Annotated in this window: 22 protein-coding genes and 1 pseudogene; 10 read left to right on the forward strand and 13 right to left on the reverse strand. The window is 62.3% G+C overall.

The window, feature by feature from the left end:
- Positions 1–332: 332 nt before the first annotated feature.
- The 10 genes from BEN49_RS22115 to BEN49_RS22155 form a co-directional block, all read right to left on the reverse strand.
- Positions 333–2291, reverse strand: a complete 1959-nt coding sequence (locus BEN49_RS22115) for a DUF3857 domain-containing transglutaminase family protein (protein WP_083326352.1) — start codon at positions 2289–2291, stop codon at positions 333–335.
- A gap of 42 nt (positions 2292–2333) precedes the next feature.
- The gene (locus BEN49_RS22120; RefSeq protein ID WP_070746689.1) at positions 2334–3449 is read right to left on the reverse strand and encodes a DUF3858 domain-containing protein; all 1116 of its coding nucleotides are present in this window, start codon (positions 3447–3449) and stop codon (positions 2334–2336) included.
- Positions 3422–4411: a DUF3857 domain-containing protein gene (locus BEN49_RS22125; protein WP_070746691.1), complete on the reverse strand. Its 990-nt coding sequence runs from the start codon at positions 4409–4411 to the stop codon at positions 3422–3424. Before BEN49_RS22125 ends, BEN49_RS22120 begins: the two co-directional genes overlap by 28 nt.
- Positions 4412–4482: 71 nt before the next feature.
- A complete protein-coding gene (locus BEN49_RS22130) occupies positions 4483–5493 on the reverse strand; it encodes a DUF3858 domain-containing protein (RefSeq protein ID WP_070746693.1) in 1011 nt (336 codons plus the stop codon).
- A gap of 7 nt (positions 5494–5500) precedes the next feature.
- Positions 5501–6481, reverse strand: a complete 981-nt coding sequence (locus BEN49_RS22135) for a DUF3857 domain-containing protein (RefSeq protein ID WP_070746695.1) — start codon at positions 6479–6481, stop codon at positions 5501–5503.
- 138 nt (positions 6482–6619) lie between these two features.
- Positions 6620–7831, reverse strand: coding sequence for an MFS transporter (locus tag BEN49_RS22140; protein WP_070746697.1), 1212 nt, complete (start codon positions 7829–7831; stop codon positions 6620–6622).
- A gap of 152 nt (positions 7832–7983) precedes the next feature.
- Positions 7984–8433: a hypothetical protein gene (locus BEN49_RS22145; RefSeq protein WP_070746699.1), complete on the reverse strand. Its 450-nt coding sequence runs from the start codon at positions 8431–8433 to the stop codon at positions 7984–7986.
- Positions 8423–8638: a hypothetical protein gene (locus BEN49_RS22150; RefSeq protein ID WP_070746701.1), complete on the reverse strand. Its 216-nt coding sequence runs from the start codon at positions 8636–8638 to the stop codon at positions 8423–8425. Before BEN49_RS22150 ends, BEN49_RS22145 begins: the two co-directional genes overlap by 11 nt.
- 96 nt (positions 8639–8734) lie before the next feature.
- Positions 8735–8887 carry a hypothetical protein gene (locus tag BEN49_RS28445; RefSeq protein ID WP_158023038.1) on the reverse strand — a complete coding sequence of 51 codons (153 nt, stop codon included), beginning with the start codon at positions 8885–8887 and terminating at the stop codon, positions 8735–8737.
- A 51-nt stretch (positions 8888–8938) separates the two neighbouring features.
- Positions 8939–9547, reverse strand: a complete 609-nt coding sequence (locus BEN49_RS22155; RefSeq protein ID WP_070746703.1) for a hypothetical protein — start codon at positions 9545–9547, stop codon at positions 8939–8941.
- Between the two features lie 193 nt (positions 9548–9740).
- On the opposite strand from BEN49_RS22155, the gene BEN49_RS22160 reads away from it, so the two are divergent.
- The 7 genes from BEN49_RS22160 to BEN49_RS22185 all read left to right on the forward strand — a co-directional run bounded on the left by BEN49_RS22160 (position 9741) and on the right by BEN49_RS22185 (position 19422).
- A complete protein-coding gene (locus tag BEN49_RS22160; protein ID WP_125917118.1) occupies positions 9741–10916 on the forward strand; it encodes an SGNH/GDSL hydrolase family protein in 1176 nt (391 codons plus the stop codon).
- A 486-nt stretch (positions 10917–11402) separates the two neighbouring features.
- A complete protein-coding gene (locus tag BEN49_RS26055; protein WP_083326354.1) occupies positions 11403–12518 on the forward strand; it encodes an exostosin domain-containing protein in 1116 nt (371 codons plus the stop codon).
- 1078 nt (positions 12519–13596) lie between these two features.
- On the forward strand, positions 13597–15480 hold the full coding sequence (locus BEN49_RS22165) for an ABC transporter ATP-binding protein (protein ID WP_083326355.1): 1884 nt from the start codon (positions 13597–13599) through the stop codon (positions 15478–15480).
- 320 nt (positions 15481–15800) lie between these two features.
- Entirely contained in the window at positions 15801–16451 is a 651-nt protein-coding gene (locus tag BEN49_RS22170; RefSeq protein ID WP_070746707.1) for a DUF4136 domain-containing protein, read from the forward strand.
- Positions 16452–16832: 381 nt separating this feature from the next.
- The gene (locus BEN49_RS22175; RefSeq protein WP_070746709.1) at positions 16833–17600 is read left to right on the forward strand and encodes a creatininase family protein; all 768 of its coding nucleotides are present in this window, start codon (positions 16833–16835) and stop codon (positions 17598–17600) included.
- Positions 17601–17796: 196 nt separating this feature from the next.
- Positions 17797–18132 carry a hydroxyisourate hydrolase gene (gene uraH, locus BEN49_RS22180; protein WP_070746724.1) on the forward strand — a complete coding sequence of 112 codons (336 nt, stop codon included), beginning with the start codon at positions 17797–17799 and terminating at the stop codon, positions 18130–18132.
- A gap of 453 nt (positions 18133–18585) precedes the next feature.
- Entirely contained in the window at positions 18586–19422 is an 837-nt protein-coding gene (locus tag BEN49_RS22185; RefSeq protein ID WP_070746711.1) for a bacteriorhodopsin, read from the forward strand.
- A gap of 30 nt (positions 19423–19452) precedes the next feature.
- Here BEN49_RS22185 and BEN49_RS28450 read toward each other — a convergent pair whose 3' ends face one another.
- The gene (locus BEN49_RS28450; RefSeq protein ID WP_158023039.1) at positions 19453–19596 is read right to left on the reverse strand and encodes a hypothetical protein; all 144 of its coding nucleotides are present in this window, start codon (positions 19594–19596) and stop codon (positions 19453–19455) included.
- 23 nt (positions 19597–19619) lie between these two features.
- Between BEN49_RS28450 and BEN49_RS22190 the strand changes: the two are divergent.
- Positions 19620–20231, forward strand: a pseudogene (locus BEN49_RS22190) (Brp/Blh family beta-carotene 15,15'-dioxygenase).
- 226 nt (positions 20232–20457) lie between these two features.
- Here the strand turns inward: BEN49_RS22190 and BEN49_RS22195 are convergent.
- The gene (locus BEN49_RS22195) at positions 20458–20934 is read right to left on the reverse strand and encodes a nucleoside deaminase (protein WP_070746715.1); all 477 of its coding nucleotides are present in this window, start codon (positions 20932–20934) and stop codon (positions 20458–20460) included.
- A 110-nt stretch (positions 20935–21044) separates the two neighbouring features.
- Entirely contained in the window at positions 21045–21977 is a 933-nt protein-coding gene (locus BEN49_RS22200; protein ID WP_070746717.1) for a hypothetical protein, read from the reverse strand.
- 106 nt (positions 21978–22083) lie between these two features.
- On the opposite strand from BEN49_RS22200, the gene BEN49_RS22205 reads away from it, so the two are divergent.
- Complete coding sequence (locus tag BEN49_RS22205; protein ID WP_070746719.1) at positions 22084–23157, forward strand: glycosyltransferase family protein; 1074 nt, start codon at positions 22084–22086, stop codon at positions 23155–23157.
- 102 nt (positions 23158–23259) lie between these two features.
- A partial coding sequence (locus BEN49_RS22210; RefSeq protein WP_204376184.1) for a hypothetical protein occupies positions 23260–23476 on the forward strand: 217 nt, incomplete at its 3' end.

A 23476-nucleotide genomic window follows, 5' to 3' on the forward strand; every position in this document is an offset into this window, starting at 1 on the left:
CGGCCCTGCGCGCTAGCGGCTGGTCGGCGAACCAGGCCTGCTGGGCCCGGGCGGGCGCGGCGGTAATGAGTAGGAGAAGCAATGCAGCCAGGGCCCCCAATCCGCGCGCGCGGGTGGCCGGGCCCGTCGTGGTAAGAAATGAGGTCATGAACCGTTAACGAGCGAAAAGTGGGGCTGGTATTCGGCTTGAAGGTACGCTGCGGAATGACTTTAACGGGCCTGGTAGCGCGGCTGTAGCGCGGACTTTGTAGTCCGCGGCTCTGAACGGCCATTGCACGGGTAATCGGCAGGACGAAGCGAGAGTCGCGACTACAAGTCGCGCTACAGCCGCGCTACACGTCGGTTTTCAACAGCACCACCTGGGCCCGGTCGGCGGCGCTGATTTTGCGGCGGAAATCGACGTAGCCGGCGTAGGACGCGGCGGGCAGGTGCAGGCGGGGCAACTCGAGGCGGCGCACGTAGCGCACGGTGCCGTCGGGCAGGGCCTGGTACTGGGCCGAGTAGGTGCCGTAGGCCGTGGCCAGCTGCACGGGGGCGGGCAGGGTTTCGGGTTGAAAGCCGGCGGGGAAGTGCAGCCGCACGGTATCGGCCTGGAGGCTGGCGCGGGGCACCCACAGCGCGGTTTGGCGGGTGCCCACCTGGGCTGGCAAAGCAGGCAGCCGGCTCAGCAGGTTGGGGCTCACGAACACGCGCTTACCACTGGGCGGGGCGTAGCCGGGCAGCGCCAGCCCAAGGGTTTCGACCACCCCGGGCGTGCCTGCGCCGGGCGCCGCCGCCAGTCCAAACTTGCTGATGGTGAACGTGGAGAGCCGCAGATGCTCGGCCACGTACTGCTTCTGCTCGGTGGGGCCCAGCTCGTGCAGCAGCTGGGCGTAGGTGTCCTGCTCCTGGCCGGTGCGCAGGGTGCGGGCGGTGGCCGTGGCGGCCCCGGCGGCGTCGAGGTACAGGTCGATGCGGCGCTCGCGGCGGTTGTCGGCGCAGCGGTAGCGGGGCGTGGCCACCACCTGCCCGCCCTTGGGCGTGAGCAGCAGCGCGTGGCGGTTGCCGGTGAAGCTGCCCATGTAGCCCAGCGCGGTGGTCTGGCTGGTGCACTCCAGCCACAGCGTGTCGGGCCGGCCGGCGGTGGCCAGCGGCACGCACACAATGGCGTGGTTGAACTGGTTGCTGGGGAAGTCGGGGCGCAGGTCGGCGTGGTCGCTGCCGGCCCCGATGAGGGCCACGTAAGCGGGTACGCCGGCGGTGGCCAGCAGGGCCATGGTGTAGTTGCTCAGGGCCTTGCAGTCGCCGTAGCCGCTGGTGGCCACGGCGCTGGCCGGAAAGGTTTGCCAGCCGCCCAGGCCCAGCTGCACCGAAATGTAGCGGGTGCTGCCTTGCAGCAGGCCGTAGAGCCGCGCCACGCGGGTGTGCGGGTCGGGCGCGTCCTTGATCAGCTCTGCCACCTTAGCGATGGTGGCGGGCGGCAGCACGGCGCGGCCGGCGTTTAGCTCGTAGTTCCACTGGCCAAACGACTGCCAGGTGCTGGCCGAGCCGGCGTGGCCCTGCACCTCGAAGGCGCCGGGGGCCAGGGCCACGCCGGGCGTGGTGTCGGCCAGGGGCGGGGCGTTGTCCTCTTCGTCAACGGCGGGGCGGTCGGCCAGGGCCCAGGCGTACTGTTCCTGGTTGCCGGCGCGGGTGTGCTGCACGGGGGCCCCGGCGGGCCACTGCCGCTCTTGGTAGCGCAGGGGCAAGGCAGCGGGCGTGCTCACGCGCAGGGTGGCGCTTTGCACAGCCAGGCCTTCCTCGTCCTGGGGCTGCCAGGTGGGGTAGAAGAGGGTGTTGTCCGACACCACTTCGTAGTCAAACTCCACGGTGTAGGGCACCTGGGGCTGGCGCAGGTCGGCGTAGCGCACCCGTACGTCGGTCATCAGGCTGCCGCCGGCGTCGCCCACGCCCTGGTCGCGGATTTCGCTGGCTCGCAGCTGGTGCAGCAGGCGGCCGTCGGCGTCGTACACAGCCCCGCGCAGGTAGCCGATGGCGTTTAGCGCGTCGTAGCCCACGGTGGTGCGCCCGAAAGCGTCGCCCCCCGCATCAAGCACCGTGATGACTTTGTGCACGGTGTGCACCAGGCGGCTGGCCGATTTCACGGTTACTACCTCGTCGTCGGCGCGCAGCACGGCGTGGGCCCCCTCGCGCAGGGCGGCCGGAATTTCCACCACGGAATACTTTGGCGCGGGGGCCCCCACCGGCATGAAACGCGGGGCGCCGCCCAGGGGTACGGCGCATAGCAGCGCGAGCAAGTTCTTAGCTTTCATAAAACAGTAATTTCCAATAAAATAGGGCCCCGGAAGGAAGTACTAGGCCTTCTTCTTAATGACGAGCTTCTCGGCCTGCTTTTCCAGCATGAGGCGGTAGAACTCGCGCAGGTGAGTGTATTCAGCGGCCGTGTACACGGGCTTGCGCAGGGCCAGGCGGCTGGTGAAGTTGACGGTGCTGCCAATGGCGGCCACGTTGAAGAGGTAGCGGCCGCCACCGTCGGGCAGGTCGATGATGGCGTTTTTGGGCGTTTCGGCCAGCTCGTAGCCGTCGGGCAGCGTAAGGGCCACGAGCAACATCTCCTCCTGCGGGGCCCCAAAATCTACCGGGTACTGCCGGTCTTCGTGCCGGAATGGGTTCTGGCCGGTGCCGAACTCGCGCAACGGGCTCAGGTACAAGGTGCCGGCCGTGGCGTTGTCGTCGGCGGGCTGCGTGAAGGAGTAGTCGAGCGCAAAGGGAGCTTCCGTCGATGCGCGCTTGGCCAGGGCGGCCTGCGGCACGGCCCAGGCCGTGTGCTGGCGGCCAATTTCGGCCAGATATTTCTTCTCGCCCAGCTTGGCCAGCTCGCCGCGGGCGTTGGCCCCGGCGTAGCCCGCGTACTCCTCGTGCACTTTGCCGGCGAGGCCGCCTTGGGCGTCCAGCGCCAGCTGCACCTGCTGGAAGTGCACGTGGCGCTGGGTGGGGCTCAGGTCGACCCAGCGGCTGGCGCTGGCCTGGGGCATGATGAGGCGGCCGGTTTGGCTGAGGCAGCGCTCGGGCAGCGTGCCGCAGGGCAGGTCGGGGTCGGTGGCGTCCACCAGCAGGTCCTTGCCGTCGGCCTGCGGCACCAGGGCCACCACGTAGTTGAACTTGGTGAGCAGCGGAAAGCTCTGGTCTACGCGGCCGTGGGTGCGGGTGCTCAGCAGCACGGGGTGGGCCGCCAGGCCGGCCTGGCGCAGGGCCGCAATGAGCAGCAGGTTCACGTCGGCCGAGGTGCCGCTGTGGGCATCGAAGGCCTTGCGCAGGCTGCCGTCGGTGGCGTAGTGGTTGGTGCCGTTGTAGCGCACGGCGGCCAGCACAATCTGCCGCACGGCCGCCGCCCGCTGGGCCGGGTCGGGGTACTGGGCGGCCAAGCCCTGCACCTGCTCCTTCAAAAAGCCGCCGCGGCCAAACTGCATCCCAAAGTCTCGCTGGCCAGCAGCTCGGAGTTGATTTTCTCCCACGTGTCGAGTACCGGCCGGTAGGCCTGCCCGGGCATGCGGGTGCCGGCCAGCTCAAAATCGAGGCGCGCCACGTAGTCGTCGGCGGTGGTGGTGTAGGGCTCGTCGCGCAGCACGGGCACGTCCTTCATGGCCCAGCGGTAGTTGGTCACGCGCCCCGTCAGCACGTCGTTGCTGGCCGCCTCGCGCCCGCTGCCCCCGCGGAAGTTGCCGCCGTCGGTGAAGCCGCCCGCGGTGTGCACCGTGTACTGGCCGTTGCCTTCCTCGCGGGTGCTCAAAGCCAGCGGCAGGTAGCCCTGCATCAGCATCTTGTAGTCGAAATACTCCGGGATGGCCGCCCGGTACTCGCTCCAGCGCACCGGGTAGGGCCCCTGAAACGACCAGTCCTGGAGGTTCACCAAAAAGTCCGACGTCACGGTGTAGGCGTACTCAATCACGGCGCCCTCGCGCACGTCGGGCAGCGTGAACTTGCGCACCCGCAGGTTGGCCGTGCGGTCTTCCACGAAGGCCTTGCTGATGTCGAGCTTGGTTTTTTGCAGCTGCCCGCCCACCATATTGTAGGTGGTGCCGCGCAGGGCCGAGAGGCGCTCCTCCGAGTTGTTGCGGTGGTAGAGGGGCACGAGCACCGTGGCGGCGTCGTAACCGGCTTTTTTCAGGATTTTGATGCGCGTTATCCGCTCGGTTTCGAACTGAAAGCTGTTGCCGTCGCTGTTCACCCGGAAGCGCGTCGTGCCGTAATCGCACAGCACCACGGCCGCCGCCGCGCTGTCGCCCACGAACGACTCGGCCTTGAAATCCAGCGGGTCGGTTTTGCCCAGCTTGATGGGCTCGGTTTGAGCCAGGGCCCCGGTGGTGGCCAGCAGGGCCGGCAGCAGCAGCGCCCACCGGCGCGCCGCAAGGGTAAGTAGCGGAGTAATCATGTGCAGAAAAAAGAAAGGAGTTGGATAGGAAATGGGGATGGGCAAAGGGGGCCCCGGCGGCGGGGCCCCGGTCAGGCTTTCTTTCTGATGACGAGCTTTTCGGCCTGCTTTTCCAGCATGAGGCGGTAGAATTCGCGCAGGTGGGCGTACTCGGCGGCGGCGTACACGGGCTTGCGCAGGGCCAGGCGGCTGGCCAGCTGCACCGTGCCCCCGAGGCTGGTGGCTTGGTACACGAAGCGGCCGCCGCCGTCGGGCAGGTCCACCACGGTGGGCTTGGGGGTTTCGGCCAGCTCGTAGCCGTCGGGCAGCGTGAGGGCCACGAGCAGGGTTTCCTCCTGCGGGGCCCCAAAATCGACGGGAAAGGCGCGGTTTTCCTGGGTGAAGGGGTTCAGGCCGTCCAGGAATTCGCGCAGCGGGCTCAGGTACAGGGTGCCAGCCAGGGCCCCGTCGTCGGCCGCGCGGGTAAAGGCATAGTCCAGGGCCAGGGGCCGCTGCACGTTGTCGCGCGCGCCCACGGCCAGCGGGGCCAGGGCCCAGGCCGCGTGCTGGCGGGCCAGCTGGGCGGCGTACTTCTTCTCGCCGAGCCGGGCCAGCTCCTCGCGGGCGTCGGCCCCGGCGTAGCCCGCGTACTCCTCGTGCACCTGGCCGGCGAGGCCGCCCTGGGCATCCAGCGCCAGCTTTACCTGCTGGAAGTGCACGTGGCGCTGGCTGGGGCGCAGGTCCACCCAGCGGCCATCGGCCGCGCCGGGCCCCGGGGCAATGAGGCGGCCGGTTTGGTTGAGGCAGCGCTCGGGCAGCGTGCCGCAGGGCAGGTCGGGGTCGGTGGCGTCCACCAGCAGGTCGTGGCCGTCGGCGTCCGGCACCAGGGCCACCACGTAGTTGAATTTGTCGAGCAGCGGGTAGGCTTGGCTCACGCGGCCGTGGCCGCGGGTGCTCAGCAGCACGGGCTGGGCGGGCAGGCCCGCCAGGCGCAGGGCGGCGATGAGCAGCAGGTTCACGTCGGCCGCGCTGCCGCTGTGGGCGTCGTAAGCCTTGCGCAGGTTGGCCTCGGTGGCGTACTGGTTGGCACCGTTGTAGCGCATGGCGCCATCAGGCCTGGCGCACGGCGGCGGCGCGGGCGGCCGGGTCGGGGTGCTGGGCGGCCAGGGCCCCCATCTGCTCCTTCAGAAAGCCGCCGCGCGCCAGCTGCTGGCCAAAGTTGTCGTCGGCCAGCAGGCGGGCGTTAATCTTGGCCCAGCTGTCGGTCAGGTCGCGGTATTCCTGCTCGGGCCACTGCTCGCCCAGCAGCTGGAAGTCGATGCGCGCCTCGTAGTCGGCCGCGGCGGTGGTGTAAGCCTCCTCGCGCAGGGGCGGCACGTTTTGCAGGGCCCACTGGTGCTGCTCGGTGGGGGCGGCAATATTGAGCGAGCTGTTGGAGGTACCAATGCCGGCCCCGCTGTCCACTTTCCGGTCCACCATCAGGTTCGTCGAGCCCGTGGTGGCCTGGTCCACGGCCAGCGGCTGGTTGCCCTGGTAAATGATTTTGTACTTATAAAACACCGGGATGCTGGTGCGGTACTCGCTCCAGCGCACCGGGTAGGGGCCCTGAAACACCCAGTTCTGGAAGTTGAACAGGAAGTCTGACGAGAGCGTGTAGGCGTACTCCACCACGGCGCCCTCGCGCACGTCGGGCAGCGTGAAGCGGCGCACGTTCACGCGCGGGCTGCGTTTTTCAAGAAACACGCCGGTGGCGTCGAGCTTGGTTTTTTGCACCTGCCCGCCCACCAGGTTGTAGGTGAAGCCGCGCAGGTTGGTGATTTGCTCCTGGTCGCCGTCGCGGTGGTAGAGCGGGATTTCGACCGTGGCCGCGTCGTAGCCCGACTTCTTGAGAATCTTCACCCGCGTCACCCGCTCGAACACCACCCGGAAGCCGTCGCGGTAGCCCACCAGGCGCGAGCGGCCGTAGTCGCACAGCACCACGGCCCCGGCCGCGCTGTCGGCCGCAAATGGCGCCGCCGTCAAATCTTTGGCGTCGATTTGCCCAAACTTAATGGGTTCGTTTTGGGCGTGGGCCGCCGCCGCGCTGCCCAAGAATAGAATTATAGCATTACGGCGTATTAGTAAAGACAGGCGCATCCAGAAAAAGCAGAAAAAAGTAGGAAAGGGCGGTTAAAACTACCGCCTTTGCCCAAACTTCCCGCATTCTTCACCTGGCTTTTTTGGACTTTTTTACGTCGTGCGGGCCGGCACTGCGGCCGGGCGCTGGAGCATCAGAAACACCAGGGCCCCCAGCACGCTGGCCAGGCTGGCGGTGTGCACCCACGGCAGCCGGCCGGGCTGGTTATCAAACACCCAGCCCGCCATTAGGGCCCCCACGCCGATGCCGGTTTCGAGGGCGATGTACATGGTGGCCACGCCGCGGCCCCGGCGCTCGGGGTGGCTCAGGTCGATGGTCCAGGCGTAGAGCGTGGGCGAGTTCAGGCCCGTGCCCAGCCCAAACACCACCGCCCCGGCCAGAAACACCGGCACCGACGGGGCCCAGACCAGCAGCGCCAGCCCCCCAGCCAAAATGCCCGCCGACCACCGCAGCACCGCCACCCGGCCGTAGGTATCCGACGACTTGCCCGCCACCAGCCGCACCGCCAGCGAGGCCACCGTGAAGCAGATGTAGAACAGGCCCTTGGTGGGCCCCGCCAGGCCCAGCAGCCGGCTCTGGTCGGGTATCACCGTCAGCACCGCCCCGTACGGAAACATGCACAGCAGCGTGACCAAGGCCGGCGCAAATACCTGGGGCTCCAGCACTTCGTTCCAGTTCAGCTTGAGCAGCGAAAAGCTAAAGCGCTGCCGCTGGGCCTGGGGCAGCGTTTCGGTGAGGGTGCCCTGCACTAGCAGCGAGAGCAGCGCCAAGCCGCTGGAGCAGTAGAACATAGTGTTCAGCGAGTAATGCTCGGCCACCCACGAGCCGAAGGCCGGGCCGGCGGCCATGCCCAGGCTGCCCGTCACGCCGAGCAAGCCCATGGCCTCGCCCCGCCGCGCCACGGGCACAATGTCGGCGATGAACGCGGCCGTGCCCGTGGGCTTGAAGCCCGTGCTGAACCCGTGCAGCAGCCGCAGCCCCAGAAAGCCCGTGACCGTGAGCGCAAACGGGTAGAAGAACCCGCAGAGGAAGCAAACAAGCGACCCAAACACCATCACTGGAATGCGCCCCACCGTATCGGCCAGCTTGCCGCTGAACGGCCGGCTCAGGCCCGCCGTGACGGTGAACAGCGCGATGATGAAGCCCTTGTACCGGCCCCCGCCCAGCCGGGTGAGGTGGTCGGGCAGCTCGGGCAGCAGCAGGTTGAAGCTGGCAAAAAACAGGAACGACGACAGGCACATCAGCCAGAAGCCGGCGGTGTAGGGCCGGGTGGCGGGGGCAGCGGTGGTGGTAGCAGCGGGCATAGGGCCCCAAAGGTCGGCAGGAATGCACAGGTGGTAGCGGGGGCCGGCGGCCCCTGTACACAGACCCATCCGAAGAGGAGCAGCATTCCACAGTACAATTCTCGGGCTAGCCAGCGACTGGTTGGGCTTTGAAATAAGAAGTAGATAGGTGCCTACAAGAGAAAACCCCCACCGAAATCGGAAGGGGTTACTCGGGTGTAAATAATTTGCTGTCGGGTTTTAGTAATGACGTATTCGGGTAAAAAAAGCCAGCGGCTATACAGTGCAAACCGGCGTTCAATCGAGTGCGTAGCGTCAATAAAATGCGTCACCACGGCGGGTTCAACTTCTTCAAAAAACCGGCGCTTTATCAAAAAAATAATTTCCCACAGTTGGGCTTTCAATTCCTTGGGGTAACTCCCAAAATCCTTCTCCTCCGCACTGTTTGGGGGAAATAAGAGAAAGTCGCTGGCGTATATCCGTCGGCCTTGCGTGTCGGTGGTGTATACTTCATACGATTGTATCAGTATTCCTAAATCAGGATGTAGATAACTCAGGTCATATTCGAGAAAGCCGCCATCGCTGCTCCAGTCGCAGGTAATTATTCTTTCGCTAACCAGCATGCTTGATTAGCCGCAGCTGAAAGAAATGCGGCCCTTCTAACCGCACGTGCTTCCGTAGCGCAAGCAATTGAGCCTGCTCTTGGGGATGAGCAGCCGTGAGGTCCCGGAGCTTTTCGCAGCGGCTGGCGATGCTGGCGGCCGCCCGCTTTCGACGGGCAGCCGCCAGGTCGGAAGCAGCAGGCTGATTTTCATCGATGGGAAGCATGGATTTTTGAAAAGTTGGGCAGTAATTTTTTTGATAACTTCAAATTGACAAAAGACGTTGCGATTGCGAATATAAGCCGCCGCCAGTTCCTGACTTTCACCCCCCGCCCAGCCGGGTGAGGTGGTCGGGCAGCTCGGGCAGCAGCAGGTTAAAGCTGGCAAAAAACAGGAACGACGACAGGCACATCAGCCAGAAGCCGGCGGTGTAGGGCCGGGTGGCGGGGCCAGCGGTGGTGGTAGCAGCGGGCATAGGGCCCCAAAGGTCGGCAGGTTTGGGCGGCGAAGGCGTGCGCGCAGGGCGCTATTTCCAGGCAATGGCCACGTCCCGGAACTCAACGCTGATGCTCCGGCCCGGGCTGGTCGTGTCGTAAACCGGGCACGAAAGAAGCTTGAAGGATTTGGTGCTGGATAGCACTTTGGGAATGATGAATACAGCCTTGATGGGTACACCCGTGGCTATGCCGTTCCTAATTCCGCCCGCGCCGATGTGGATGTCAAACGTTTTGTATTCCTCGCCTTGGCTGTCAACGGCTTTGACGTTATCAAACTGCAAGTCGCGGTTGGCCCCCGCATTCGTTAGCAAAAGCGTGACGGTTACGGTTTGGCTCTTGGCGTTGCCTTCGCACTTGGCGAGCGCGAAATCTACTTTCTGCACTGTTTGTCGTTGCGCCATTTGCGCTGGGGCCCCTGCGGGCATTGTTTGGGAGCCGCTAGTAGCCAGGGCCCGCTGGTGCTCGGGGTTAACTAATAAGCCTTTGCGCAGGTTTGCGTTTTCGAATTTAAGCTTGGCCACCTCTATCTTGAGCTTCTCACATTCATCGGCTGCTGGCGTTGCCTGGGCCGAGGCGGCCGAAGCCGAGAGGAGCAGCGCGAAGCCGCCAAGAGTAAGTTTTGCCGAGTTGTGCGTCATCAGTGAAGAGCAACGGTTAGAAAGTATAGTAAGATGTGCTTGCCAGCTTATCAGGCCTAATGGCCAGCACTGGTAGTACGGAAGCCGTGCTGGCGGCGCTGTAAAGTAGGCCCGATATGCCCACATTGCTTTGCCTGGGCAATACTCTTAAGTGGGCCCTGGGCGGGAGTTTGGCGCCGCGCGCTGGCCCGCCGTGCTACCTTCGCTGCCGCTGCGTCCAGGGCCCCTTCCCGCGCCCGCCACCTCCAACTTCCCCACGAAAATGCTTAGCAAGTACGTACTCCTCGCTTTATGCGGCCTGGGCCTGAGCGTCGCGCCCGCCGCCGTGCCCACTAAGAATCCTAACACTCTGCCCGCCATTGCTTTGCCCACTTACGGCCGCTACCGCCTCACCGAAGCCAAGCAGCTGGAGCTCATCAGCTCGGCGGTGCACTTCGGGTTCAGCTTCGAGGGTAGGCAGTGCGAAATATTTGCCTCCCTGCCGGGCGCTGCCGACCACAACTACCTGCAATACGAGCTGGACGGCGTGTACCAGCGCCGCCTGCGCATCGACGGCAGCTCGAAAGCTCCGCTGACCATTACGGCCCCCGGCCCGGGCCGGCACACGGTGTGGGTGTACAAGGCTACCGAGGCCCACACGGGCCCCATCTTCGTCCAGAAAATCACGGGCCAGCGCCTCAAGGCCCTGCGCGAGCCGGCCGCGCCGCTCATCGAGTTCATCGGCAACAGCATCACCTGCGGCGCGGCCATGGATGCCTCGGAAGTACCCTGCGGCACCGACGCCTACCACGACCAGCACAACGCCTACCAGGCCTACGGGCCCCGGGTGGCCCGCGCCCTGCACACGCGCTTCGTGCTGAGCAGCGTGAGCGGCATCGGCGCCTACCGCAACTGGAACAGCGACGGGCCCACCATGTCCCAGGTGTACGAAAAAACGGACTTCCAGGAAGCCAGCTCGCAGCGCTGGAACTTTAGCGTCTTCACGCCCCGGGTGGTCAGCATTGCACTGGGCACCAACGACTTCAGCAGCGGCGACGGCAAGCGCCCTCGCCTGCCCTTCGACAGCGCCCAGTTCGTGGGCCACTACCTTAATTTTGTGGGCCTGGTGAAATCGAAGTACCCCAGGGCCCAAATCGCCCTGCTTAGCAGCCCCATGGTAAACGGCCCAAACCGCACCAAGCTGCAAAACTGCCTAACGGCCATTAAAACCGGTACCGACGCTGCCCACCCCGCTGACCAGCCCGTGGCCCTGTACTTCTTCCAACCCATGCAGGCCCGCGGCTGCAGCGGCCACCCCAGTGTGGAAGATCACGCCATCTTGGCCAAAGAGCTGGAGCCTTTTTTTCGGCCCTTGGTGGCAGGCAAATAATTTGTAGTAGCCAGCCAGTAAGTGCGCTTTCCAAGTTATTAGCACAACCCTAATTACCGTGTCAAGCTGTTTTACAAGTAAATAGAATTAATATGTTTTTTATATATGGTATTTTGTATCAATAGCTTGTCTTCTCTTTAACATTTTGTAATCGCCTGTCCATTAATTAGATAATAAGGTTTTTTATTAGAGGGTTTAGTACGCATTGGTTCAACCATTTGTGTTGAACCTTATATTTGCTTATGCGTAAGATGCCCCCACTTATTGCTCTGTGGAGAGGCCCATTAATAACCTATCAACAATTATCAATGACTGGCTCAAAAAAATATAAATATCCCAATATAATGATAGCGAGCCAAAGTAAAAAACCAAGGAGATAATTATTTACGTACCAATTAGTAGAGGCATAGATGCCATTTACTAAGGTTGGGGCATGTTCCCCCTACTATTCTTGAAACTATATCATTCATAAAGATTGATACAAACATGAAATTAAGACTCTATACCGACCTCAGCCTTTTGAGTAAAGGTCAACCAGTTGAGTTACTAATGCCCTTTATCGGGGACTTTGAAGCGGGTGCCGAGTCGATTAGACACGGCAGATACGACGATTTTTTAAGCTCCGGGAAGTCGTTTTTGGAGCTAACAAGCATTGAGGAATGCGATGCCTGCCTACTGCCAATATTTTACGATGTAATTGGCGATCAGGCGAAATTTGAAAAGAGTATAAAAGGGTTCGTTGAGGAAGTAGAGCGGTCAGGCAAAAAGGTCCTGATTTTTGTTGGCCACGATGTGTTAGAAATTAATATTCCGGTTAAGAATGCGATTATATTCAACAGCGCGATAAGCAAGTCAAAACAAGCCAAGAACGTTTATCCCTGGCCGCATTTTTTCGAAGATTTTTTGGAAAGATACAAAGGCGGGGAGCTTGAAATACGCAATAAAGGCGCTAAACCGGTTGTTGGCTTTTGTGGCTACGCACCTCCCTTGAACATAAAAATGGGCAGGGAAAAAATAGTTGCCATTGCGAAGCTAATGGCTAACTACGCAGGGCTATTGCAAAAATATCCGGATAGAATCTCCCACTCGTACCGGGCAAGAGCAATAATAGGCTTGCAAAAAGCAACAACTATTATTCCTAATTTCAGACTAAAAAGCAACTTTGCTTTCGGCCCTAACGGCATGAATACGGGTAATACAGTTGAGAGCAACGAAGATTTTAGAAAGAAATTTGTTGAAAATATTATAGAAAGCGACTATACATTGTGTGTTCGTGGCTTAGGAAATAATTCGGTTCGTTTTTTTGAGACTTTGTGCTGCGGAAGAATTCCAGTATTTGTGAATACGGATAGCACACTGCCCTTTGATAACTTAATAGATTGGAAAAGCCTCTGCGTTTGGGTAGAGGAAAAAGATATAGATAGAATAGCGGAAGCGGTTGTTGAATTTCACAACAATATTTCGGAAAGTGATTTTATCGATTTACAAAAGAAACTTAGGGCAATCTGGGAAGAATACTTAACACCTACCGGATTTTTTAAGCGACTAAGTTTTTTCATTAATCAGGAATCCACTGTTCGCAGTGAAGCTTCGGCTGAGTAGGCGGATTATCCTATTAAGCGAAAAAGCCGCGCCAGCATGCTGGCGCGGCTTTTTTATAGCTATTCGTATGCAGTGAATTCAGCGCTTGAGCATAAAAGCCGCTTGCGTTATTTATTTCTGCACAAGTCAAACGCTTCCTGAGTGAAATTTAATGATAATTAGATTGCCAATTGCTAAATACTGCGGGTTGTGAATTTAATCTACAAGGGCCGCACATCGGTGAACGTGCCTTTGATGGTGCTTCTTTTATCGGATTTATCGCCTAAACGCGTCCCGTGAAACGTGCCGGAGTATCCTCCGCGTGGCGTCGAAGTGAGGGTGCCCCGCAGATGAGCACTATAATTGGTGCCAATCACCAAGGAGTTTTCTACGTAAGTGTAGGTAAGCGTTGTGGCCTTATAGCCTGAAATTGGGGCCCCAGCAGGTTTTGCGTAGCTAACAATAAAGGAGCCGTCGCCGGGGCGGGGAGAGCGCCCAACGATGATGGTAAGTACGTCGGTGCCATCGGGCCGTCCGCCCTCGTATCTGGCCCGGGTTGGTACTTGGGTGGTGTGGCCTTCGCGCTTGTACCGAGCAGTGCTCGGCTCACGTGTTAATAACTCTTGATTAGCCGAGCAGGATGCGAAAATGGATAAAAGTGCCAAAAAGCAGATGCAACGCTTGGGCGTAAACTTGTTTTTGCAAGGTATTGGTTTTGGTGCCATTAGATAGCTTTTATTGTTATTTATTGATCGTTCAGGGAAAGCGGAAACTTAAGCAGTGAACGATGAAGCTTTCAAGCTAAATGTTTTCGGCCTGGTGAGTGAATGGATTTAATTTGAGTTTTTAATATCTTGTACATTGTGGGGCAATATGGTCACCGTGACAAGGGGTGGGCAGTAGGCTTTGGCTATTTTGAGGGCTAAAGATGTTGATTTAAATAAGAAAATGCCTTGGGTGCAGCCTGCTAAATCCAAGAGCCTGGTGAAAATAGGAAATAAGGCGGGTTGCCCTGGTGGGCCTGGGCTGGGATATTGCTTGCTGCCTGCCAAAACGGCGGCCCGCGCCTTCCGGCCCCAACCTTGCCCGGGGCCCAGTAATGCTTGACTTTCTGAAAAATATCTCCGCCAAAAACCCCAACGGCGGCCGGGGCCCCGAGAAGCCTGCCGTGAGCGTGCGCGAGCGGGTGGGGGCCCTGCGCCACCTGCCAGCCTTCCTCCGGCTTATCTGGTACACCAGCCCGGCCCTCACGGTGGGCAACGTGCTGCTGCGCCTGCTGCGGGCCGCCCTCCCGCTGGCCATGCTCTACGTGGGCAAGCTCATCCTCGACGATGTGGTGCAGCTCACGCGGCTGCCCGCCGCCAGCCGGGCCCTAGGGCCCGTGGGGGCCCTGGTGGCCCTGGAGTTTGGCCTCGTGCTGCTGGCCGACGCCTCGGGCCGCGCCGTGGCCCTGCTCGACTCGCTGCTCGGCGACCTGTTCGCCAACGCCTCGTCCATCCGCCTAATGGAGCACGCCGCTGAACTAGACTTGGACCAGTTCGAGGACAGTGCCTTTTACGACAAGCTGGAGCGGGCCCGGCGCCAAACCCTGTCGCGCTCGGTGCTAATGAGCCAGGTGCTGGCCCAGGGCCAGGACGCCGTGACGCTCGTGCTGCTGGCCGCCGGGCTGGTGGCCTTCCAGCCTTGGCTGCTGGGGCTGCTGCTGCTGGCCGTGGTGCCGGCCTTCCTCGGCGAGAGCCACTTCAACGAGCGCAGCTACTCGCTGAGCCACTCCTGGACGCCCGAGCGCCGCGAGCTGGACTACCTGCGCCAGACCGGGGCCTCCGATGAAACGGCCAAAGAGGTGAAAATCTTTGGCCTCTCCGGTTTCCTGGTGGACCGCTTCCGCACGCTGTCCGATAAGTTTTACGCCCAGAACAAGGGCCTGGCGCTGCGGCGGGCGGGCTGGGGTACGGTGTTCGCGGCGGTGGGCGCGGCCGGCTACTACGGGGCCTACGTCTACATTTTGGCGCGGGCCGTGGCCGGGCAAATCTCCGTCGGGCAGCTTACCTTTCTGGCCGGCTCGTTTGCGCGGCTCCGGGGCCTACTCGAGGGCATTTTGAGCCGCTTCAGCTCGGTGGCCGACGGGGCCCTGTACTTGCAGGATTTCTTTGATTTCTTTGCCCTGCGGCCGAAAATCACGCGGCAGGCGGTGGGCGTCGAAACGGCCCGGCCGTTCCCGCGGCCCATTCAGCAGGGTTTTCAGTTTGAAAACGTCGGGTTCCAGTACAAAAACGGTACAAAATGGGCCATCCGCAACCTCTCGTTTGCGCTGCGGGCCGGCGAAAAGCTGGCGCTGGTGGGCGAGAACGGGGCCGGCAAAACCACCCTCGTCAAGCTCCTGGCCCGCCTCTACGACCCCGCGGAGGGCCGCATTCTGCTCGACGGCCACGACTTGCGCGAGTACGACCCTGCTGAGCTGCGCCAGGAAATCGGCGTCATCTTCCAAGATTTTGTGCGTTTCCAATTGCCGGCGGGCCAGAACCTGGCCGTGGGCCGCATCGACCAGCGCGACAACCAGCCCCGCATCGAAACCGCCGCCCACCAGAGCCTCGCCGACTCGGTGATTGCCAAGCTGCCCGGCGGCTACGACCAGATGATTGGCCGCCGCTTCAACGGCGGCGTGGACCTGAGCGGCGGCGAGTGGCAAAAAATTGCCCTCGGCCGCGCCTACATGCGCGACGCTCAGCTCCTGATTCTGGACGAGCCCACCGCCGCCCTCGACGCCCGCGCCGAGTTTGAGGTCTTCGAGCGTTTCAAGGAGCTGACGCAAGGCAAAACCGCCGTCCTCATCAGCCACCGCTTCAGCACCGTGCGCATGGCCGACCGCATCCTGGTCATCGAAAACGGCCAGTTTGTGGAAATCGGCTCCCACGAAGAATTGCTGGCCAAGGACGGCCGCTACGCCGAGCTATTTGCGCTGCAAGCGGCGGGGTATCGGTAGGGCCCTGGCCGAAACCGGTGCTGCTGCGTAGCTCCCAGCCACGGTTTTGGCGAAGAAAAACCGGCCGGCCCGCAACTAAAACGATGGTCCCTGGGGCCCCAAGTGCGGGGGTTAGTGGGCGCGGCGCGGCCGGCCGGGGCCCGAGGCTTCGCGGATAAAGCCAAAAGGGGCCCCCGGGGCCCCAAACCAGTGGCCAGCGCCCCGGGCGCACAACTATAGATAGCGTTTGCATTATGAATGCGTTACGCCTGCGGCGGCGCTTTGAAATTGGGCGAGGTTTTGTAACTTGGGAGTTCAATCTTCTTTCTCTCCCATTTGAAATGAAATTTACCCTTGCTTTTTGGCTGGGCTGCCTGTTGGCGGTCGGCTTGCTACCCGGCTGCATTGCCGCCCGCGAAGCCCGCGTAGAATCGGATTACAGCTACGGCGGTCGGTTTCGGCGCTACCGTTCCTACAACTTCATCACCGGTACGGGCCTGGCCGCCGACACCAGCCACCTGGGCGAAACCCTGCGCGACGCCATTAGGCAGCGCATGCGCAGCCAGGGCTACCGCCCAACGCGCGGCACCAACCGCCCCGATTTGCTGGTGAGCTTCCGCATTTTTGAGGGCGATATGCACTTCCACGGCTTCAACCAGGAGGAGCTGACGACGTGGGTGAAAAACAACGAGGCCGAGGAGGACGAAACCCCCGACGAGCAGCGCCACGTGTACCAGCCCGTGCGCCTGCTGCTGGCCGAGGGTACGCTGCTCGTCACCCTCATCGACGCCAAAACCAACCGCGCCGTCTGGAACGGCTACGCCTCGGGCGTGACCGTGCCCGAGGGCCTGCGCGGCGAGGTAGTGCTCGTGCGCTCGGTGCGCTCCATCTTCGACCGCTACCGCATCTTTACCGAGAACTACTTCCAGGGTGGCAACGTGGACGGCTCGGCCAACGGCGGCGGGGGAGAGGCCGACGGCGAAAAGCCGTAGCGTTTAGAAGCTGTCTGAGTTATTTAAGAATGGTCATGCAGAGCGCAGCGAAGCATCTTTTTAGCTTAACTAATTATGATCACTGGCGCGGGAAAGATGCTTCGCTGCGCTCTGCATGACCGTTTCAGGAGAGATTTCTGCTAACTCAAACAGCTTCTTAGGCATCGCCTGAGGCTGTTTAAAAAATAAGGCGCTTATAACAAGCGCCTTATTTTTTAAACAGCTCTTGAGAGCCAGCCACCGGGGGGGGCTTCCGCACTGCCGTTAGCTTCGCGGCTGCGCTCCCGGCGATTTCCGCGGGCGTGTAGCCGCTGCTGGGGCCCGGCTCACGTGCCCGCCGCCAAAATCCTTGCTATTGTCTTCCCGTAACCCCGCTTAGCTATGCCGCCCCGCCCTTACATTCTGGCCGAAACCACTTGGCAGCACGTGAGAGACGCCGCTTATGAAGTAGTGGTACTGCCCTGGGGGGCCACCGAGGCGCACAACTACCACCTGCCCTACGCTACCGATAATATTCAATGCGACTACATTGCCGCCGAGTCCGCGCGCCAGGCCTGGGAGGCGGGGGCCAAAGTGGTGGTTTTGCCCACTATTCCGTTTGGTGTGAACACCGGCCAGCTCGACATTGCGCTTGATATTAACTTGAACCCCAGCACCCAGCTGGCTATTCTGCGCGACGTAGTGCGGGTGCTGGCCCGCCAGGGCATTCCCAAGCTGCTGGTGCTCAACGGCCACGGCGGCAACGACTTCCGCCAGCACTTGCGCGAGTTACAGGCCGAGTTTCCCGCCGTTTTTCTGTGCACCATCAACTGGTTCCGAACCGTGGACCGCAGCCAGTTTTTTAGGGCCCCCGGCGACCACGCCGACGCCCTCGAAACCAGCGCCATGCTGCACATTGCGCCGGCCCTGGTGCGCCCCTTGGCGGAGGCTGGCGCGGGGCACGCCCGGCCGTTCCGCATCGCGGCCTTCCGGCAGGGCTGGGCGTGGGCGCAGCGCGACTGGGCCCAGGTAACCGCCGATACCGGCGCCGGCGACCCCGCCGAAGCCACCGCCGAAAAAGGGGCCGCGCTGCTGGCGGCGTCCACCCGCGCCATCGGCCAATTTCTGGTAGAGTTAGCCGCGGCCGACCCGCGCGATATGTACGAATAGGGCCCCGGCCGGCCGGCGAGCAGGGCCCCCAGCGGGGAAAAACTGGGCTACAGCTTCATCGTGGCCGGCAAGCTGGCCGACGAAATGCTGCCGTTATTGCAAGCGCGGCCGCCCAATGCGCCGGCCGCCGAAATTCAACTTGCCGCGGGCGAACAGGCTAAACCACGCGCCTGCGCCCCAAAAAACTACGTACCCCATGAGCCAGGTAACCACCCACATCATCGACACCACCCGCGGCGAGCCCGCCGCCGACGTAACCGTGGCGCTGCTCGGCCAAGATGGCAGCGACTGGCCCGAGCTGGCCCGCGGCACCACCAACGCCGACGGCCACCTGACCGACTTGCTGCCCCTCGGCACCGTGCTGCCGCCCGGCGTGTACAAGCTGAAATTCTACACCCTCGAGTACTTCACCAAGCACGGCCGCGCCTACTTCTACCCCTTGGTAGAAATCTGCTTTGTTGTGGCCGACGAGCCCTACTACCACGTGCCGCTGCTGCTCAACCCCTTCGGCTACAGTACCTACCGCGGATAATGAGTAGGTTATAAAAGAGCGGGGCCCTGCTCGACCAGCTCGGCGTGGCCAACTCGGCCTTCCAAAAACCTGCTTCGGCGGCCGGCCCGCCCGTGCCCATCGGCCTCGCGGCTGAAGTAACCGAAACCTGCTCGTGCTACCGCCTGCTCAGAGGGCCGCGGCCGCAAGGTCCGGGGCTGGGCGTATGGATAAGGGCTAAGAATTGTACATAATTCGGGCAATTGCTGCCCCGGGCCCCTGCCAGCAGCCGCTGCCCACGAGTGCCCGCAAAGGGTGCCGGTAGGGGCTTTATTATTGACAGCCAATAATATATTGATTGCGAAACACGGTGAATTCATGCAATATTCATGCATAATAAACACATTATGAAGTAGTTAATTATTAACACTGAGGCTATCCGGCGCGTAGAAAAAGGGGGGTGACAAACACTTTTCAACCCTCATCTTTTTTCTTATGACCTTCAGCGACTCCTTTGTGCCCACGGCGGGCGAGGTAGGCATGGTGCCCATGCTCACGTACTTTTTCATGACGTTCGCGGCCTACTGCTTTTTGGGCAACGTGTTCTTCAGCCTGCTCACCAACCAGAGTGTGGCCCCCGAGCACCGTATTTCGCGGGCCTACGGCGGGGTTATCGCCATCGTGGCGGGGGTGTCGTACTTGCTCATCACGCGGTTCTACCACGGGATGCTGCAAGACCTTAGCCACTTAGAGTCGCCCGAGGCGCGGGCGGCCCTCATCCGGCACAGCTACCAGGCCATCGGCCAGTACCGCTATATGGACTGGGCCGTGACCACGCCGCTGCTGCTGCTGAAGGCCTCTTCCATGCTGCGCATCAAGTACAGCGAGGCGGTCGGGGCCATCACGGTGATGCTGCTGGCCGACTTTTTTATGGTGGTGACGGGCTACATCGGTGAGCAGCAGCTCACAGCGGCCGGTGAGATTATTGTGAGCGGCAAGCTGCTGTGGGGCGCCGTTTCGACGGTGGGCTACGTGGTGGCCGTTGTGGCGCTATACGGGCTGTACAAGAAGTTCGCGGCGCGTGGCAACGATACTGAGCGCTGGGGCTTTAAGTTCATCGGTATCACCACCGTGACCACCTGGGGCGTGTACCCGCTGGGCTACATGCTGACGATGACGAGCATCGACCTCAACTACATCCACATTGCGTTCAGCATCTTCGATGTGTTCAATAAAGTGGGTATTTCGGTGGTGGCCTATCTGGTGGGCAAGCGCCTGCTCGACGAGCGCCTCGACGAAAAGAAAGTGCTTGATGGCTACGCCACGGCCTAGTTGGGCCCCGGCCCGGCCCCAGCACTACTCCTACGGGGTGGTGCTGGTGGTCGGGCTGCTGGGCTGGCTGCTGCCCGGCTGGGCGGGTTGGGTGCTGGGGCCGGCGCTGCTGCTGGGGCTGGTGCTGCTGGGCGTGGCCCACGACGCCTGCGACCAATACGTGGTGCCGGCCACCCACCCCGCGCTGACCCGCGACCATGCGCTACTGGACGGTTTTTTTGAGCGGCTACCTGGGGCTGGCGGCGGCGGCGGGGCTGCTGTGGTGGTGGCAGCCGGCGCTGGCACTGGTGTTTTTCTTCGGCCTTTCGGCCTGGCACTAGAGCTCGGGCGATGCCCCGGTGGCGGCCCGCTACCGGGCGCAGTGGCTGGCGCACAGCGTATTGCGCGGCGGCCTCGTCTTCGCAGTGCTGCTCTGGTTTTGGCCCGCTGAAACGCGCGCCCTCTCCAACGGCCTGCTGGCCCTGGCCGGGGCCGCCCCGGTGAGCGCGGGGGCCCTGGGGGCGGTGGCGCACGGGCTGGGGCCCCTGGTGCTGGCCGGCCACGCACTGCTGTGGGCCAGCTACTGCCTGACGCGGCAAGCTTCCCTGGCCCTGGCCGATGGGCTGGAAGTACTGTTGCTCGGCTTCTTGCTGGTGGCGCTGCCGCCGGTGCTGTCGGCGGGCGTGTACTTTGTGTTCTGGCACAGCTTGCAGTACGTGCTGCGCACGAACGCGCTCATGAGCCGGCCTTTACCGGTGGGCTGCCCGGGCTGGGGGCCCAGTTGGGCTTCTTTTTGCGGCGCTTGGCCCCGCTGCTGGCCATCAGCGTAGAGGCCCTGGCGGTGCTGTATTGGGCTGGCCTGGGCCCGGATGGCGAGCGGGCCTGCGCTCATCGGCCTGGCGCTGCTGGTGGCCTCCATCGTCACGCTGCCCCACGCGCTCCTTGTGACGCTGGGCCTGGACGCAGCCCGCTGGCGTCGCCGCTGAGCACAGGGGCTTCAGTGGTTGCTGCGCCGGCCTTATTAGTTAATAATCGGCTGTTAATAAGTTGGTTGAGCTAATACCGCATGCGACTCTCGTGTTGCTCCCAGACGCGGAAGCTGGCCAGGGCCTCGGTGCGTAGCAGGGGCTGCATCGGGATGCTGCGCTCGGCCAGGGGCTTCTCGATTTCTTCGTAGATGAACTGGTCGTCGAAGCCCACGGCGGCGGCATCGGCCTTGGTGCTGCCGAAAAACACCCGCGCCGGCCGGGCCCAATAAATGGCCCCCAGGCACATGGGGCACGGCTCGCAGCTGGTGTACAGGTCGCAGCCGTCGAGCTGGAACGTGCCCAGCACCTGGCACGCCTTGCGGATGGCGTCGACCTCGGCGTGGCAGGTGGGGTCGTGGGTGGTGGTGACTTGGTTGAAGCCGCGGGCAATGATTTGCCCGTCCTTCACCACCACGGCCCCGAACGGCCCACCGAAGCCGGCCTGCATTTTTTCGATGGAAAGGCGAATGGCTTCGCGCATGAACTCGGGGTTAGGGGTATCCATAGCAGAAGAGCAGGAATCAGAATAAAATGCGGCGGGGCAGAAAAGTAAAAATAAGGAGGCCCGGCGCTAAGACAAGCGCCGGGCCCCGGGTTATTGTTCCTGAATACGCCTTAGCGCCGCATACCCGCCGTGGGAATGCGCAGCTGGAAGCCCAGCGAGGGCACCACCGTGACGCCGCTGAGCGAGGTGCTGGCCCCGTTTAGCAGGGCGTATTCGCCGTAGTTTTGGTAGAACACCGACACGGCCGGGATGACGTAGAAGTAGCGGTAGCCGAGCTTGAGGTTGAAGAAGCCACCGAACGACGAGAAGTTGCGGCTGGTGGTGGGCAACGCACTGATAGGTATGTTGTTGGAGCCGTACACTTTGGTGGGCGCGAAGCCGTACGTGACCCAGCTGTGGGCGTACACCACGCCGTAGCTGATGGCCCCAATCTCCTCTTCGGGCCCGAACGACTGACTGAAAATGACCGGGATGAGCAGGTCGTTGCGGCTGGCGCGCAGGTTCAGCAGCGAGTTGATGTCGGACAGGAACGGCAACGAGGGCAGCTTGGCGCGCTGGGTGGCAAACTGCAAGCCGACGCTGGCGTAGGTCGTGCCGCCGGCAGCCCCTTGCCCGGGGTTCTCGACCGAGCCCACGGGGCCCAAAAACTGGTACTGCGCATCGAACACGTGCGAGCCGAAGGCGTATTTGTAGCCCGCGTCGAGGCGGGGCACGATGCCGTAGCGGATGCTGATGTCGGCGGTGGGCTGCACCGGGTCGAGGATGTAGGCCAGGGCGGCGGCCTGCAGGTTTTTTACCGAGCCGCCATAGCCCACGGTGTCCTTGCCCGTGGCCTGGCTGGCGGCATCTTTCAGGGCCGACGTGGCCTTGGACAGGGGGGCGGAGGCAATGTTGAAGCCTTGGTTGTAGGCCACCCGGAACTCGCCCTGGGGCGTGACCTTGCCGGTGGCCACAATGGCGCGCGGGGCCGAGCACGAGGCGGCCAGCAAGCCGGCCAGGGCCGCCAATAGCAGGCGGGAGGGGAGGAGTATTCGCGTTTTCATACAGCAAAAAAAAGGGATTGGGAGCCGTAAAACGAAAACCGGGCCGAAATTGGGGCCCCGGGGCTCCGTGCGCATCTTTGCGGCTTCCCCCGCAAAACTTTCGTTCATGAACATTCTCTATGGTGTGCCCGGCGAGGGCCTGGGCCACGCCACCCGCAGCAAAGTGGTGATGGCCCACCTGCTGGCCCAGGGCCACGACGTGCGGGCCGTGAGCAGCAGCCGCGCCTTCCACGTGCTCGACGTCGCGTTTCCCGGCCGGGTGCTCGAAATCCGGGGCTTCCACCTGGCCTATAAAGGGCTGGCGGTGAGCAAGTCGCGCACGTCGGCCTTGATCCTGCGCACAGCCCCGGCGAGCTTGCAGCAAAACTTCCGGCAGTACCAGCAGCTGCTGCACGACTTCCGGCCCGACGTGGTGGTGTCCGACTTCGAGTCGTTCAGCTACTTCTACGCCAAGGCCCACGGCCTGCCGGTGGTCAGTATTGATAACATGCAGATTATCAGCCGCACCCGGCTCGACGTGGCCGTGCCGCCCCCGGAACGCGGCAACTACCAGTTGGCCAAAAACATTGTGCGGCTGAAGGTGCCGCGCAGCCGGTACTACTTTGTGGCCACGTTCTTCACGCCGCTGGTGAGCAAGGCGCGCACCACGCTGGTGCCGCCCATTATTCGGCCCGAAATCCTGGCCGCCCGGCCTACCGCGGGGGCCCACATTTTGGTGTACCAGTCGGCCACCACGCAGCACGATTTAGTAGCCTTGCTCCAGCAAATTCCCGAGCAGGAATTCCGCGTGTACGGCTTTAATAAAGAGGAAAGCCACGGCAACGTGCAGCTCAAGGCCTTCAGCGAGGCCGGTTTTATTGCCGATTTGGCCAGCAGCCGCGCCATCATCACGAACGGCGGCTTTTCGCTGATTTCGGAGGCCGTGTTTCTGCACAAGCCCATTTGCGCGGTGCCCATTCCGGCGCAGTTCGAGCAGTGGCTAAATGCCGCCGAGGTGGAAAAGCTGGGCTACGGCCGCCACTTCGGGGCCATTACGGCCGACAACATTCGCGCCTTCGTGGGTGGGTTGCCGGCCTTCTCGGGGGCCCTGGCTGGCTACGCGCAGGATGGCAACGCCGTGCTGTTTGCCAACCTCGACGCCTGCCTGGTTGGGCTCGCCGCTGCGGCGCCGGGCGAGTAAGTGGTCAGGTATTCGTGGTCAGTTATCAGCCGCTTGCCGATAACTGGCCATCGAATGGCTGCCTAAAATTGCTTTTTTGTTGCGTTTAATAACCTGTTTCGCATGACGTTACTTCTTTCGCGCCGCTGGGCCCTGGTGCCCGCCCTGCTGCTGCTAGCCGCCTGCGCCCGCACCCCGCGGCCCAGCGCCGGGGCCCTGGCGCCCAACAAATACGCCGATGCCACGCTGCGCGAAATTGGCACGGCCCAAGACGAGCGCAACGCCGCCGCCCTGCTGCCTTTCCTGACGAACGCCAACCCCCACGTACCGCCGCGAAGCC

Source organism: Hymenobacter coccineus, from assembly GCF_001816125.1.
Classification (GTDB): domain Bacteria; phylum Bacteroidota; class Bacteroidia; order Cytophagales; family Hymenobacteraceae; genus Hymenobacter; species Hymenobacter coccineus.